The organism is Vibrio taketomensis, assembly GCF_009938165.1.
Lineage (GTDB): Bacteria > Pseudomonadota > Gammaproteobacteria > Enterobacterales > Vibrionaceae > Vibrio > Vibrio taketomensis.
This window is the reverse complement of the sequence record NZ_AP019649.1, coordinates 1,609,805-1,625,521: the sequence shown is the minus strand read 5'-3', so window position 1 is coordinate 1,625,521 and position 15,717 is coordinate 1,609,805. Positions and strand designations below refer to the sequence as shown.

14 protein-coding genes are annotated in these 15,717 nt (G+C 44.9%); 10 read left to right on the top strand and 4 right to left on the bottom strand.

Translation table 11 applies throughout. The features are described 5' to 3' along the window. Positions 1-139: 139 nt before the first annotated feature. From Vt282_RS07465 to Vt282_RS07420, 10 genes are all read left to right on the top strand, one after another. Positions 140-2,725, top strand: a complete 2,586-nt coding sequence (locus tag Vt282_RS07465; RefSeq protein ID WP_415663419.1) for a TRAP transporter permease — start codon at positions 140-142, stop codon at positions 2,723-2,725. A gap of 121 nt (positions 2,726-2,846) precedes the next feature. After that, positions 2,847-3,512, top strand: coding sequence for a response regulator transcription factor (locus Vt282_RS07460; protein ID WP_162046273.1), 666 nt, complete (start codon positions 2,847-2,849; stop codon positions 3,510-3,512). A gap of 72 nt (positions 3,513-3,584) precedes the next feature. Continuing rightward, the gene (locus Vt282_RS07455; RefSeq protein WP_174855837.1) at positions 3,585-4,901 is read left to right on the top strand and encodes an ATP-binding protein; all 1,317 of its coding nucleotides are present in this window, start codon (positions 3,585-3,587) and stop codon (positions 4,899-4,901) included. Positions 4,902-5,161: 260 nt separating this feature from the next. After that, complete coding sequence (locus tag Vt282_RS07450; RefSeq protein WP_162063012.1) at positions 5,162-7,276, top strand: TonB-dependent siderophore receptor; 2,115 nt, start codon at positions 5,162-5,164, stop codon at positions 7,274-7,276. Between the two features lie 196 nt (positions 7,277-7,472). Next, positions 7,473-8,234, top strand: a complete 762-nt coding sequence (locus Vt282_RS07445) for a DUF3450 domain-containing protein (protein WP_162046275.1) — start codon at positions 7,473-7,475, stop codon at positions 8,232-8,234. Further along, the gene (locus tag Vt282_RS07440) at positions 8,234-9,601 is read left to right on the top strand and encodes a MotA/TolQ/ExbB proton channel family protein (RefSeq protein WP_162063011.1); all 1,368 of its coding nucleotides are present in this window, start codon (positions 8,234-8,236) and stop codon (positions 9,599-9,601) included. Before Vt282_RS07445 ends, Vt282_RS07440 begins: the two co-directional genes overlap by 1 nt. After that, positions 9,601-10,164 (top strand): MotA/TolQ/ExbB proton channel family protein, encoded by a 564-nt coding sequence (locus tag Vt282_RS07435; protein ID WP_162046277.1) that lies wholly within the window; start codon positions 9,601-9,603, stop codon positions 10,162-10,164. The genes Vt282_RS07440 and Vt282_RS07435 overlap by 1 nt, the downstream gene beginning before the upstream one ends. Then, on the top strand, positions 10,161-10,565 hold the full coding sequence (locus Vt282_RS07430) for an ExbD/TolR family protein (protein WP_162046278.1): 405 nt from the start codon (positions 10,161-10,163) through the stop codon (positions 10,563-10,565). The genes Vt282_RS07435 and Vt282_RS07430 overlap by 4 nt, the downstream gene beginning before the upstream one ends. Then, positions 10,565-11,185: an energy transducer TonB gene (locus Vt282_RS07425; protein ID WP_162063010.1), complete on the top strand. Its 621-nt coding sequence runs from the start codon at positions 10,565-10,567 to the stop codon at positions 11,183-11,185. The genes Vt282_RS07430 and Vt282_RS07425 overlap by 1 nt, the downstream gene beginning before the upstream one ends. Next, positions 11,182-12,354, top strand: a complete 1,173-nt coding sequence (locus Vt282_RS07420) for a tetratricopeptide repeat protein (RefSeq protein ID WP_162063009.1) — start codon at positions 11,182-11,184, stop codon at positions 12,352-12,354. The genes Vt282_RS07425 and Vt282_RS07420 overlap by 4 nt, the downstream gene beginning before the upstream one ends. 42 nt (positions 12,355-12,396) lie before the next feature. Here Vt282_RS07420 and Vt282_RS07415 read toward each other — a convergent pair whose 3' ends face one another. The 4 genes from Vt282_RS07415 to Vt282_RS07400 are packed head-to-tail and all read right to left on the bottom strand — an operon-like array spanning position 12,397 to position 15,692. After that, positions 12,397-13,272, bottom strand: a complete 876-nt coding sequence (locus Vt282_RS07415) for an amino acid ABC transporter permease (protein WP_162063702.1) — start codon at positions 13,270-13,272, stop codon at positions 12,397-12,399. Positions 13,273-13,329: 57 nt separating this feature from the next. After that, entirely contained in the window at positions 13,330-14,151 is an 822-nt protein-coding gene (locus Vt282_RS07410) for a transporter substrate-binding domain-containing protein (RefSeq protein WP_162046281.1), read from the bottom strand. Positions 14,152-14,160: 9 nt separating this feature from the next. After that, positions 14,161-14,958: an amino acid ABC transporter permease gene (locus Vt282_RS07405; RefSeq protein WP_162046282.1), complete on the bottom strand. Its 798-nt coding sequence runs from the start codon at positions 14,956-14,958 to the stop codon at positions 14,161-14,163. Next, positions 14,958-15,692 carry an amino acid ABC transporter ATP-binding protein gene (locus Vt282_RS07400; protein ID WP_408647255.1) on the bottom strand — a complete coding sequence of 245 codons (735 nt, stop codon included), beginning with the start codon at positions 15,690-15,692 and terminating at the stop codon, positions 14,958-14,960. Before Vt282_RS07400 ends, Vt282_RS07405 begins: the two co-directional genes overlap by 1 nt. Positions 15,693-15,717 lie beyond the last annotated feature (25 nt).

The window sequence follows — 15,717 nt, the reverse complement described above, 5'->3', positions numbered from 1 at the left end:
ACTGAAATCATCGAGAGAAAGCGTGGCATCCACGTTTTCTCTCATCATTTATTTTCCTATTTTTGTTTCTAAGCTCCGTACGAGTCCATTGAATGGGGTTTAGTCTTTTAGTTTGTTGAGATTGTTTATGGATAAACCGATGTCTGCAACTTCAGCTCCGACGTCGGCTGAAGAGTTGATAGCTCAAGATGTTGGCGCACGACTGCCGGGTGGTGTAATGGCGAAATCCATTGCGCTATTGGCGCTATTTTGGTCATTGTTCCAACTCTGGATTGCCTCACCACTGCCTTTTATCATTGGTTTTGGTGTCATGAACGACACTGAAACTCGCGCTATTCACTTAGGTTTTGCACTTTTACTCGCCTTTTTGGTTTTTCCTGCGTTTAAACGCTCTCCTCGCGACCGTGTTCCTTATACTGATATCGTGTTTGGTTTGGTTGCTTGTGCATCTTCACTTTATCTCTTTGTCCTTTACGAACAGTTAGCGACTCGTCCGGGTATTCTGACAACGGGTGATTTCGCAACGGCATTGATTGGTTTACCGCTGCTGCTTGAAGCCGCTCGCCGAGTGCTTGGACCTGCGTTGCCGGTTATTGCGCTTGTGTTTATTGTGTACAGTTTGGCTGGCCCTTGGATGCCGGGTATCTTAGCGCACCGAGGAGTACAGCTTGATGCACTCGCTAACCACCAATGGATCACCACCGAAGGTGTATTTGGTATCGCGCTTGGGGTATCGACAAGCTTTGTCTTCTTGTTTGTTTTGTTTGGTGCATTGCTTGAGCGCGCGGGAGCAGGACATTACTTTATTCAATTAGCATTTAGTATGCTGGGGCATTTGCGTGGTGGCCCAGCAAAAGCTGCGGTTGTTGCATCGGGTTTAACCGGTTTAATTTCGGGCTCTTCGATTGCCAACGTAGTGACCACCGGGACGTTTACGATTCCAATGATGCGCAAAGTTGGTTTTAGCGCAGAAAAAGCGGGTGCGGTAGAAGTTGCCTCTTCCGTGAACGGGCAAATTATGCCACCAGTAATGGGGGCAGCTGCGTTCCTGATGGTGGAATATGTGGGTATTACTTATGTTGATATCATCAAACATGCTTTCTTACCTGCAGCAATCTCATATATTGCACTGCTGTATATTGTGCACCTTGAAGCGTTAAAACTGGGTATGCAGCCACTTGATAGCGCACGCTCAAAGCCTTGGCTGTATCGTCTGGTTGGTTTGGCGTTTGGCATTGCTCTAGTGAGTGGTATTTCGTTAGTTGTTTATTATGGTCTCGGTTGGCTAAAACCATTACTTGGTGACTATACCCTTCAAGGTGTGGCGGTATTGCTAGGTGCGGTATATCTTGGTTTGCTAAAAATCGCAGCGAGTAATGAACCATTAGCAGCGGAAGACCCTGACAAACCACTCGATCAGTTGCCGAACACGCGCCAAGTGTTGCTCTCTGGTTTGCATTACTTATTGCCAGTGGTGGTATTGGTTTGGTGTTTGATGGTTGAGCGTCTGTCGCCAGGGCTATCTGCATTTTGGGGATCGGTAATTCTGATTGTTATCGTACTTACGCAACGTCCATTACTTAACTGGATGCGTAAAGACGGTAAACATAATTACGGCAGTGTAAAAGACGGCGTCGATGATCTACGTGAAGGTCTTGTTGCTGGTGCACGCAACATGATTGGTATCGGCATCGCTACGGCGACAGCGGGTATCATCGTAGGTGCGGTTTCTCAAACGGGTGTAGGCCTTGTTTTGGCTGACCTAGTAGAAATTTTGTCGATGGGTAACTTAGTTTTAATGCTGCTTTTGACTGCAGTTCTGAGTTTGATCCTAGGCATGGGTTTACCAACTACAGCGAACTACATCGTGGTATCAAGTTTGTTGGCGCCAGTTATTGTGACACTAGGTGAGCAGCATGGTCTTATTGTTCCATTGATTGCCGTGCATTTGTTTGTTTTCTATTTCGGTATTATGGCGGATGTGACGCCACCGGTCGGCTTAGCTTCATTTGCGGCCGCTGCAGTTTCCAAAGGCGATCCGATTAAGACCGGTTTAACTGCGTTCTACTATAGTTTGCGTACCGCGGCACTGCCTTTCTTATTCATCTTTAATACTGACCTACTACTGATCGATGTCGACTTTGCTCATGGCGTCGCGATATTCATTATCTCCACGGTTGCGATGCTGATCTTTGCCTCGGCGACTCAGGGCTGGTTTATCACGCGTAATAAGTGGTACGAAAACATCTTATTGCTATTAGTCGCATTCACTTTATTCCGTCCGGGGTATTGGGTTGATCAAGTGATTGAGCCTTATCAATCGACCGCTCCGGTAGAATTAGCACAAACACTTGAAACGCTAGAGCAGGGCAGTGTTATTCGCATGCGCATTAGTGGTGAGGATGCAGTGGGTAAAATGCGTGAATTCTCGGTATTGTTTGAGGTGCCAGAGGGCGAAACAGGTCAAGACAAACTGGACGCTTTAGGTATTGCGACGTACGAGCAAGACAATCAAACCCTGATTGATATTGTCAGCTTTGCCAGCCCAGCAGAAGCGGCAGGCCTGCAATTTGACCAACAAATTATGGATGTGCGTGTGCCAATCGAACGCGTAAGAAAAGAGTGGATGTGGATTCCAGCTTTCTTGTTGTTTGGCTTGGTTTATCTGATGCAACGCAGAAGGGTAAATAAACAAAACGCATCGCCTGACATCGCAGCAGCATAATCAAATAGCCCGGTAAATTGCCGGGCTTTTTCTTGTCTGAAGAAATTCCATAGTGCCTTTACTTGTACTGATAATAATTGCGATTTAGAATCAGCGCCTGTTTTGTTGGTGGCGAATAAAAATGTCTAGAATTCTGGTTGTTGATGATGATATCGAGCTGTGTGAATTGATCTCTGATGTTCTCACACTTGAAGGGTATCAAGTAACTTGCGTTCACTGTGGTGAAAGCGCATTGCAGTACATCGAAAAAAACTCAGTAGATCTAGTGTTGCTAGATGTTATGTTGCCGCAATTGAATGGTTTTCAGGTTGCTCGTCGCATCTGTCAGCGCTTTGCAACGCCCATTCTTATGCTGACGGCACTAAATGATGAAGCGTCAATGCTTGATGGCTATCAAGCCGGAGCGGACCAATATTTGGTTAAGCCATTTAAAGTGCCAGAGCTGCTGACTCGCATTAAAGCGATTTTCCGCCGCGTGGGCTTAGAAAAACAACGTCAAACCAATCCATCCGTTGCCGGCAGTTTTGGCGATGCGATTTCGGGATTACCATTTACCGGAACAGAATCGGATCTGCTTAATTATCTGGTGCGAAACGAAGGAATGGTGATCTCTAAAGCCGAGTTACAAATCGAAGTTTTGAAGAAAGAACTGAGCCCATTTGATCGTAACCTAGATATGCATATCAGCAATTTACGTCGAAAATTAGTCGAAGCGGGTATGTCAAAACAGCACATCAAAACGGTTCGAGGCAAAGGCTATAGTTTTGTCTCATCGGTACGAGATTAAATTGTGTCTTGGTCTGGGGTGACATTTTTGTTTGAAAACCGACGTAGCTTAGCCTTCAAGCTATTTTGTTACATGTCTGGTGTGGTGTTGTGTATCTTACTGTTTCAATCATTAACGGAACAGGCGCTGATACGCACCGTATTAGTGCTGCCTGATAAGGTTAAAACCGAATTTCGCGATCTGGCTTATCAAGCGAATGTGATGTTGGAAGAGGGCGATCTTGATGAACTGGCGGACTGGGAAAATGCCCAGCCGATTTATTTGTTTATCCTAGATAAAAACAATCAGCCAATCACACATCGAGATATGCACCCACATTTTGCGTTTAAGCTGAAATATCTACGTGAGCTTGGCGCCAACATGGGCGAACGCGTTGCAAAGCCTCTTATCGGAATGCCGCTGGCGAATGGTAATACTCTAGTATTGCAGCTTCCTAGCGAATGGCATCCGGCTCATCGTTTCTTAAACTACCTCTTGGTCAGTAAGATTTTTATTGCGCTGCTTGTCGTAGTGCTGTTCTCTTTTATCCTCGCTCGTAAACTCCAACAGCCTTTGAATCGCTTGCGTGAAGCGAGCCACAAGTTGGCGCAAGGCGAATTTAAGGTCAACGTTGTTGATGAACTGGACTCGAAAGTGACCGAGTTTAATCAGTTAGCTGAAGACTTTGATCAAATGAGTGAGCAAATACATTCTTTGGCCGAAAAACAAAAACGGTTAATTCGCGATGTTTCTCATGAATTACGCACACCATTGGCACGACAAAATCTCGCTTTGCATTTGTTAAAGCGCAAAGTGTCTGAAGAAGAGTTAGGTTTGGTCGAGCGCGTTGAGCGGGAAGTTGAACAGATGGATGCGCTGGTGGATGAAATTCTCACCTATTCGCGAATTGAAAACGCGCGCTATGAAGTCGATCTAAAGCCGGTTCTTCTCGAGAGTTACGTTAGCGCTCAGGTAGAAGAGAGTCAGTTGTCATTAAAGCAAGAACAACAATTGCTATTTTGGCCACCCGAGCAATCAATACAGGCCATTGCCGATGAACGTTTGGTAGTTCGCTGCGTCAGCAATTTAATTGGCAATGCCATTAAGTATGCTGGAGCAGGGGCGACTATCGAAGTGGTGTTGTGTCATAAGAGTGATCAGGACACTGATTATCAGGTCGTTGTGGTACGAGACAATGGGCCAGGTATTGCAGAACAATGGTTAGAAAACATATTTCAACCGTTTGCACGTATTGAATCATCAAGAGATAAGAAATCAGGCGGCTATGGTCTTGGTCTCGCTATCGTTAAAGAAGCGATGCATTTGATGCGAGGGCAAGTAAAAGCGCGTAATCGGCAGCAAGGTGGTTTGCATATAGAGCTTTGGTTTCCAACTGAAAAAGCACGCTAATTAGCGTGCTTTTATGTTTACAAATTTTACGAATGCAAAGAATGTAAATTCAATGCTAATGATAGTAATTATCACTTATATTCCTTTTCGAAATAAAGCAGCGGCAGTGGGCTGCAACCTAAATAGAACCAAGATACAGATTCCAATAACAGATTTAGACAGATGTGAACCACACAACAGTGTTCAGGTTCGTTAAATCATTTCTATTTAAGGTAAGCATTCCAAGTCATTGTTAATGACAAAAGGAGTAGGAAACTAAAATGAATTTCAAAGTAACAACCATTTGCAGTGCAGTCGTATTGGCACTGAGCACATCTGCGGTTAATGCGCAAAATACAGAAACGCCAGTAGATGAGACTATTGTGGTACACGCACAGAGCTTCAATGACTACAAAGTTGACAGTGCAACAGGTGCGATGCGCACAGATACCAGTATGCTTGATACTGCTCAGTCGATTAATGTGATCCCAGAAATCGTTCTGGAAGAGCAATTGGCAACTACTTTAGGCGAAGCGCTACAAAATGATGCGAGCGTGAGTGCAGGTACGCAAAAATGGAACCGTGAAGTATTTTACCTTCGTGGCTTTGAACTTTCGTCAAGCAATGGTTACCTACGCAATGGTCATTCACTGTTTACCCATTACATGCTGCCGATTGAGACGCTAGAAAGCATCGAAGTTATCAAAGGCCCTTCAAGCTTACTATATGGCCGTGCGGCGCCGGGTGGTTTGATCAATATGGTTTCTAAAAAGCCAACGGAAGCACCTCGAGTAAACCTTGGTACTAACTTTGATGACCTTGGTAGTACGCATCATCATATCGATGTATCAGGTAAATTGAACGAATCTGGTACAGTTCGTGGCCGTACAGTCATGGTAAAGCAAGACTCGGTTGAAAGTCGTAAATATGCGACTGGCGAAGAGCGTGAGCGTGATCGTTTCTTAGGTTACGGTGTCATTGAAGCAGACCTTTCTGATTGGGGTTTGGTGTCGTTCAACTATGAAAAAACCAACGACAAAGCACCACTAGACACGGGTACGTGGTTAGATCTAAACGGTAATGTCATTGGCGACCGTGACACGATTCGAGATGCAAACTGGTCATTTATTGAGAATGATGTTGAAAACTGGGGCGTAGATTTAGATCTTTACCTAAGTAGTCAATGGCGTGCTAACTTGAGCTTTAACTCTCAAGAAATGAAGCGTCATCGTTACGATTCAATGCCAACGCCAACTGCAAATACTATCGTTGATGGAAGCTATATCCTAAACAAACCATTTGACCGTCACGATACATGGAAAACCAAAGCATTCCACGCAGACCTACACGGTGACTTCACTGCACTGAATGTGGATCACCAGGTACTATTGGGTGTTAACGGACAGTTTTATGACTACGCCCAACTTCGTGTAAAAAACAAAACCGTTATTGATGTTAATCCGGGAGAAAATCCGGTAAATCCGGGTCTTGATTACCATAACGCGACAGAACCTTACGAAAGTGATAACAATTACTATGGTTTCTACGTTCAAGATTTGGTGACGTTTAACGATCAATGGCAGGCATTGGTTGGTGGTCGCTACGATATGTACTTTGCTGATGGCACGACTAGCACAGATAAAGTAGTAAAAGGGGCTAATGACAGTGAGTCATTCTCACCAAAAGCAGGCATCATTTATCATCCAAGTGATAACGGCAGTATTTACGCAAACTACTCGGAAAGTTTTAACCCAGTTGACAATGTAGTTAACGATGATGGTTCAGTTACTGAGCGTAAACCTGAAGAAAGCCGTCAATATGAAGTGGGTACTAAGTGGGAATTGATGGATAGTCGCCTACTACTAACTGCTGCTGCGTTTGACATTGAAAAAAGTAATATCAGCATCTCTGAGGGTGGTATCACAACTCAAAATGGTATCCAACGTCATATCGGTGCTGAGCTGGGTGCGCAAGGTCAAGTATCAGACAAATTATTCGTAATGATGTCAGGTATGTACTTGGATGCGAATTTTGATAAGCATGATAAATACCAAGACAAAGCACCAGCAAACGTACCAGAATGGTCAGGCTCAGTGTGGACCCGCTATGCATTGACAGAAAACACCGCATTTAACTTGGGTGCATTCTACGAGGGTGAGCGTTGGGCAGACAATGCAAACACAGTTAAATTAGATAGCTATGTTCGTTTTGATACTGGTGCATCACACTCAATCAAGAGCGATTACGTAAACTGGGATTTCCGTTTCAATATTGAAAACCTATTTGATACAGATTACGTTGCGGGCACTGGTGGTAGCACTACTGAAGGCGTAGTAACTGATGTTCATTATGGTAGCGAACGTCGCTTCAAGTTCTCAGTGAATGCAACGTTCTAATTGAATAGCTGAAATTAAGATAAACACTGCCCTTAACCGGGCGGTGTTTTCTAGTTTCTGACATTGGCCAGTGAACTAGTGATGGCAATAGCTATTCGCCACTAAATATTAATGATAATATTTATCAACCAAAAATTAAGATTTCAAGCGTCAATCAAGCTCTATTGATTGTTGATTTATTAAATATTTTAAGATTATGAACTTATTTAAAACCAGTTTGGCGATGTTTGTCGCTGCGGCAATAAGCCCGGTATCAGCCTCGAGCCTTGATAGTGCTCAAGCGATTCAAAATAAAACTAACGCGAGCTCTGTTGTGAGTCAGCAACGTATTGATAAAAGCGCGGATGCGGCTCTATCTCTTCAGGCTGAAATTGAACAACTGCAAGAAGAAGTGAAGAATCTTGAGGTGTACCAAGCACACTTAAAGGCTTTGGTCGCGAACCAAGGCGAAGAAATGACGAGTATCTCAAGTCAAATTGAAGATATTAAGATCACCCGTCAAGGCGTAGTGCCTTTGATGTATCAAATGATTGATGGCTTAAAGCAAATTGTTAAGCAAGATGCGCCGATCAAAATCGAACAACGTCAGGAACGCATTGCCAAACTAGAAGCGCTAATGCCACGTGCAGACGTGAGTGACGCTGAAAAATACCGTCGCATCTTAGAAGCGTACCAAATCGAAATGGACTACGGCACTAAGCTCGGTATTTATCAAGGTCAGATCGATCTTAATGGTGAAATCCGTGAAGCGGACGTTTTGCATCTGGGTCGTATCGCGCTGGTTGCTCGCAGTCTAAACGGCAGTACGTTCTGGTCTTGGGATAAAAAACAAAACCGCTGGATTGAAGTTGATAGTTCAATGAAAGCGGAACTAGACAAAGCATTTGCGGTTGCGTCTAAGCAAGTCGCGCCAAGTTTAATCACCTTGCCGGTGTCTCTCATCGCGGAGGTGAAATAATGAAACTGACATTGATCGCGGCGGCGCTAACCATTAGTGCATTGTCACTGCCAACCTTTGCTTCGAGTGATTTTACTGGCGAAGCTCGCCAAGAGAACCAGCAACAAGCTCAGCATAATAAAGTTCGTGAGTCTGGCTTTAAAGCGTCAGAGCAAGAGCTAAAAAGCATCAAAGCGAAACTGGTTGCGAAGCGCAATAATCTGCAAGCGGACAACGACAAGCTTGCGAAAACGTTTAGTCAAAATGAAGATAAGCTTGCTCGATTAGAAGAGCAGTTGCGTTTAGAAACGGGCAGCCTTGGCGAAGTATTTGGTGTTGTCCGTCAAAATGCTAAAGAGCTTCAAGGTGAACTTGATTTTTCAGTAACAGGTGCTGACGCTCAGTCATTTAACGCTCAAATTAAACAAATTATTGCGGCGACAACACTGCCGTCAATGCCGCAATTGTCCGCACTATGGAAAGCGATGGATGAGCAAATTCAAGCGAGTGATAACATTGCGAAAGTAAACGTTGCTCTGATTGATGGTGAAGGCAAGAAAACTCAAGTGGATGCGTTGCGCCTAGGCGCAATTGGTCTGGTTGGCGAACAAGGCTATTTGGCTTGGAATGGTGCTCGTAATGAGGCGACCGCTTATATTAAGCAACCAGAAAATGGTCCTACAGCTGCGAGCTTGTCGTCTATTGAACAAGGTCAAGTGAGCGAGCTGATTGTCGACCCATCTCGCGGTGTAATGCTAGAACAGTTAGCGCTAACACCAAGCTTGATGGATCGTTTACAAGCGGGTGGTGTGGTTGGTCAGATCATTCTTGGCTTGTTAGCGGTTGGTGCGATTATTACTTTGGTGCGTGGCGTAAGTTTAGCGGCTGCTCGTCAAAAAATTCGCGCGCAGTTGAAAACGCCAACTGAGCCTGGAAACAACCCACTCGGTCGTATTCTTGCTGTGTACAACAAGGAGCAAAACCGCACCGTTGAAGCATTAGAATTGCGCCTATTAGAGGCTGTCGTTGATGAGCAAGCGCATTTAGAGCGTGGTTTGTCCATGCTGAAATTGCTTGCGGCTTTAGCACCTATGCTTGGTCTGCTGGGCACCGTAACCGGTATGATTGAAACCTTCCAAGTGATCACTCAATTTGGTAACGGCGATCCGAAAGTAATGGCTGGTGGTATTTCAATGGCTCTAGTGACAACGGTATTAGGTTTGGTGGCGGCGATGCCACTGCTACTTGCGCATAACGTATTGAGCTCTCAGGCCGAAAATATTCGCAATATTCTTGAAAAACAAGGTATTGGTTTGGTGGCAGAGCAAGCAGAAAAAGCAAGCGTAGTAAATCAAGCGCCACCTAAAGCTGTGGAGCACGCTGCGTAATGTCTTCACTGTTTTCCTTATCATGGTTACCCCATAGCCTTCAGTCGAGCGACTGGATGCTATCGCTACAGAGCTTTATGGAGCAGGGCGGTCAGGTACTTTGGTGGTTAGGTGCAGTGGTATTTATTTGTTGGGTATTGGTGGTCGAGCGAGTGTTATTCCTCACTATCCAATACCCGAAAATGCGCTCCAAATGGATTGGTCAATGGCATGCTCGAGAAGAACAGCATTCTTGGTATGCATTGTCGATTCGAGACAGTTGGATTGCACAAGCGCATATGGCGCTTTACCAAAACCTAAACATGATCAAAGTATTAGTGGCGATTTGCCCAATGCTTGGCTTACTTGGCACGGTGACGGGCATGATCTCAGTGTTTGATGTCATGGCGAACCAAGGCAGTAGCAACCCAAAGCTGATGGCCTCGGGCATTTCCTTAGCGACCTTGCCAACAATGGCGGGTATGGTTGCCGCATTGGCGGGTATGTTTGTTCATGCACGTCTGGCGAAAGCCTGCCAACTCAAAGAAATTAAACTAGAAAAATCACTAAGGAGTCAGCGATGAGACTCGGTAGACGCCAACATAAACAAGAAGAGGCGCAAATCGACCTTACTTCGATGCTTGATATTGTATTTATCATGCTGATCTTCTTTATCGTAACCAGTTCGTTTGTTCGTGAAGCGGGTGTTGAAGTGAATCGACCACAAGCTTCAAATGTTGTGAGCCAAAAAGACGCGGGCATTTTTGTCGCGATTACATCAGCAAACGATATTTATATTGATAAGCGTGTTGTTGACGCTGAACGCGTGCAAGCGACATTAGAACACTTATTGCTGGATAAACCTGACGCTTCATTGGTGATTCAAGCGGATGAACACGCCTACAGCGGCACTGTCGTAAAAGTGATGGATGCGGCGAAAGGTGCAGGAGTGAAAAATATCGCATTGGCGGCGGAGAAGAAGTAGTGATTCGTCTTTTACTTTCTTTGCCGATTGCCGGAGCCATAGCGCTTGCGCTGTTTAGCTTTATGGCGTGGATGGTGGACAACGGCCACCGTCGAGCGGTAGAGCCAAGCGAATCGGTGAGCTTTAATATGGTGATGATGGAAGCGGAGCAAGACGTTCAGCGACGTCAACGCAGTGTTCCTGAACAACCAGAGCCACCAGAAGTGCCGGAACAAATGGACGTATCACAAGCGCGAGCTGAGACGGCTAGTGTGTCGCCAATGTCTCTGCAACCTGCGCTTGGGTTGGATACTGGTATTGATGGCTTAGCGATCAACGTGCCTAAATTCGGTGACTTTGGGGTTAACCAACAGGTTATGCCTTTGTATCGTGTGGAACCTCGTTATCCTGCTAAAGCATTGCGCCGTGGCACAGAAGGCTATGTGGTACTTAAATTTACCATTGATCCAACAGGGCGTCCGATTGATGTTGAAGTGCTTGATGCCAATCCAAGACGTATGTTTGAGAAAGAAGCTGTACGCGCACTCAAAAAATGGAAATATCAGCCGAAAGTAGAAAACGGTTCTGCACTTGCCCAAGTTGGTCAAACGGTGAGATTGGAGTTTAAGTTAGCAAAATGATTAAACGTACATTCTTAATCGGCTTATTGAGCTTAAATACTTTTGCTGCTGTTGCCGCTGAGCTAAGCCAATACACGGCTGTTCGTGTGCAAAAAGCCAATCAAATGGCTCAAGAAGAGCAATTCAAATCGGCAATTAGTGCATTAAATGCGATTGAAACATCTCGTGCTTATGACAAGGCGTTTGTGGCTCGAATGCTCGGTGTATTTTATTGGCAAGATGGCCAAGTAAAACCTGCAATAAAGCAGTTGAGCGATGCGGTGAACTCTAAGCAGTTACAAGATGAGCAAGCTTGGACAACGCAAAAAATGTTGGCGGACTTATTGTTGAGCGATCAACAGTACAAACAAGCGCTACAACATTATTATCAGTTGTTGAAACAAGTGCCGGAAACGCAAAAAACAGACGAGTTGTGGCTGAGAGTTGCACAAGCACATTACCAGCTGAGTGAGTGGAAACCGGTGATCCCTGCAGTTGATAACTATCGCTATTTACAAACCAAGGATGAGCTTCAACCTCTGTCGCTTAAATTGGGCGCTCAACTGCAACTGAAACTCTACAAAGATGCTATCCCGACAATCGAAAAACTGATTGTACTGCAACCGGATAAAGTGAACTGGTGGCGGCAACTCGTTGGCTTGCAAATGCAAGTGAATGACAACAAAGGCGCATTGAGCAGTTTAGCGATTGCTAAGCAGCAAGGTGTCGAGTTATCACAGCAAGATCGTAAGTTATTGGCGCAATTGTATGCTCAGCAACGCATTCCTGAGCGAGCGGCGATTGAAATCAGTCAACTTGAAGGAGCGAATAGCGACCTTGATTTGATTGTGACGCAAGCGAGTTACTGGCAGCATGCCCGTGAATGGGATAAAGCGCTAAAACAGTGGCAAAAAGCGGCGCAATTTGATGGTAAATACCATTGGAACGTTGCGCAGTTGATGGTGCAGGAAGGGTATTATCAGCAAGCATTGGCTGTGTTGGATAAAGTGGAAGGACGAAAAGAGCAAGTCGCACTCGCGAAAACTCGTGCTTACTACAAACTTAATCAATATGAACAAGCATTGATTGAGGCGAAGAAGGCCGACAATATCACACCAAGTTCACAATCAAAAAGCTGGATTAAATATCTGTCTCAACTACGCAAAGTGAGTCAGTCACAAAGCAGTTAAAACGAAGGGAGCCAATCGGCTCCCTTTTTTTGTCTTATCATTTTACCGTTGATGACGCTTTTCAAGATGGCGGAAAAACAGTGATAGTCCAAAGCAAAGCACCAAGTACGCAAAGCCAACAATCAGCCAGACCTCGAAAATAAACCCAGATGAATTCGCAATTTCCGTTCCCACAAAGGTCATTTCTTGAATTGAGATAAGTGAGACAATCGACGTGTCTTTGACTAAGGAAATAGTTTGTCCAGCAAGCGCAGGAGTAATGGCCTTAAGCACCTGCGGCGCAATAACGTAACGATATTTGACCCAAGCCGACATACCCAATGAATCTGCCGCTTCCCATTGCCCATCATCGATGCTGTTTAGGCCTGAGCGCACAACTTCCGCTACATAAGCCGAAGAGAGTAGACCTACACACAATACGCCTGAGAGTAGGTTTTCCCACAGGTTTGCAGGGCCGAATAGAAAAGACTGTATCGCATTAGGTTGCCCAGAATAGTCACGCAATACTTCACTCAAACCAAGCAGCGGGATCAGTTGGTTAGAAATGAAGAAATAAAATATGAACACGAACACCAATGGGGGAATGTTACGCACCAGTTGAATGAATACATTGGCTGGTTTATTTAACCATAGTGAGGATGAAAATCTCGCCAATCCTAATAACGTACCAACAACGAGTGCAAGCACGATTCCCCAAATGCTTAATCGAATCGTAGCGATCAACCCTTGGAAAAAGTAGGGAAGACCGCCATCCGCTCGAGGAGTAAACAGTAATGAGAATGTCTCTTGCCAATGCCAAATGTAGTTAACCCCTTCAGATGAGCGGTGGTATATCCACAATGCAAACATAGCGCACATGACCAGTAAGATGATGTCTAGTGGTTTGATACGTTTTGCCATACGGTTTTGTGGCATCATTGGCGTGGAAGAGTGCTTAATCACTGATAATTCCTATTTATTGCTATCTATTTGCCGCTATTGACCTTGTGCGACTTGGTCTTGCCAATCAAGGGTTGAGAACCAATATTCATAGCGCTCTTTTAACCAACCATCTTGAGTGCGTTTCTCGATCCATTGATCAAAGAACGCTTTTTTATCGGCTTCATCTAGACGTACGGCAAAGGCTTCATTCCCTTGTGATAAACGTTCACTAAATGGTAGAAACAGTTTATCTGCATGTTTGATGGTTTCATGCTCAGGTTTTGGGCTCGATGCAACAACGGCGTGCGCATTGCCATTTAGCACTTCTTGGAACGCTTGTGATTCGTCATCAAATTGAAGAATCTTAGCTTTTGGAAAGGTTTCACGCGCAATTTGCACTGTAAATGCGCCTCGGCGAGCGGCAATTTTGATACGACGAGAGTTAAAGTCTGAGAATTCACTAAAGCCCTCAGCAAGCTCTTTGTTTGCAGCTACTTGAACGCCTGAATGCGAATAAGGCGCAGAGAAAAGGACGCTTTTTGAACGCTCTGGCGTGACTGACATACCGCCAATGATGACATCAAATTTCTTCGCTAGTAGAGCGGGAATAATGCCATCCCAAGCGGTTGGAACAAATTCGACTTTCCAACCGGAATCGGCGGCAAGTTGTTTTGCTACGTCGACTTCAAAACCAATTAATTCACCTTGTTTGTCTCTCATTGCCCACGGAACAAAGGTCGACATACCGACACGCAGTGTGCCGCGCTCGTTAATTTTATCTAGATTTGGCGTATCACTAGACTCTGTATTTGCCATCGCAGGCAGTGCAAGCGCAAGTCCTAGTAGTGCAGTGATGGTCGCTTTGAATAACTTCATGTTATCTCCTTATAATTTGCGCCAACTGGCTCCAAGTTTATGCTCTAACCATGCTGAAAGAGCAGAAAGTGAAAGGGTAAGTGCAAGATAAATTGCCGCAACAGTAAACCAAATTTCAAATGGCATCGCCGTTTCGGAAACTATATTGCGTGCCTCTGTTGTGAGGTCAAAAATCGCCATAACGCTGACGATTGAGGAGTTTTTGATGAGCGAAACAACCTCGTTAGTGAGAGGTGGTAAGGTTCGCTGAATCACTTGCGGCAGAATCACATCTTTGTAGGTGTACCATGGTGACAGCCCTAATGTTTTCGCTGCTTCAAATTGTCCTCGAGAAATACTTTGTAATCCGCCACGCAAGATTTCGGCGGTATAGGCGCCTTGAAAGAGAGATAAAGCCAGCACAGCAGTGCTAAATCTATCAAGTCCTAAAATTGGGCCGAAGACAAAATAGAGTAAGTAGATTTGTACCAGTAGTGGGGTATTACGGATAATCTCAACATAGCTGGTGGCAAGAAATCGCCCCACGCTTGATTGGCTCATACGAAGGAGTGCTGTGACCAAGCCAAATATCAGCGTAAAGACCAAACTTAAGGCAGAGATTTGTATCGTAACCAGTAAACCTTCGATAAGTTCGGCTGGCCACCACTCGCCATCTTCATAGAAAGCGATGTAGTCTGGAACGCGATCCCATTGCCATTGATAGTTCATGGCCTTGGCGCCAGAGTCGAGAATCCATACTAACGCGAGAATGATTATCGCAATTTGCAATATGGCTTGAAGGGCGGGTTTTACTATACGAACAATCATCAGTAACTCAGTATCTGATTGAGGAATGAACGAGTTCGTTGGTGCTGTGGTTCGTTAAATAGACGATTTGGTTCATCAATCTCTACGATTTCTCCTTCATCCATAAAGACGACGCGATTGGCCACCTTTTTTGCGAACCCCATTTCATGAGTCACACACACCATGGTCATACCGGATTGCGCTAATTCAACCATGACATCGAGAACCTCGTTGATCATCTCAGGATCAAGCGCGGATGTCGGTTCATCAAACAGAAGAATATCGGGCTCCATGCAAAGTGAACGGGCGATAGCCACACGCTGTTGTTGCCCTCCTGAAAGCTGAATCGGATATTTATGGGCTTGTTCAGCGATATTAACGCGTTCGAGATAGCTCATCGCACGCTGTTCAGCTTCTTGTTTGGAAAGCTTTAGCGTGCGAATAGGGGATAGCGTTAGGTTTTCTAATACGGTGAGATGTGGAAAAAGATGAAAATGTTGAAAAACCATGCCGACTTTACCGGGCTTGATTTGTTTACTTCCAACAGGTTGTTCAAATACAGTTAAGTCACCTTGATGGAAATCCTCGAGGTGATTGATACAGCGAATTAAAGTGGATTTGCCTGAGCCGGAAGGGCCACAAATTACGACGATTTCCCCAGAGGCTACACTCAGGTTAATGTTTTTTAGAGCATGGTAATCGCCATACCACTTGTTGAGCTCGCGAAATTCGATAATTGGCTTTTTGACGTTCAAAGGCTGTCATACGTTGTTATTGTTT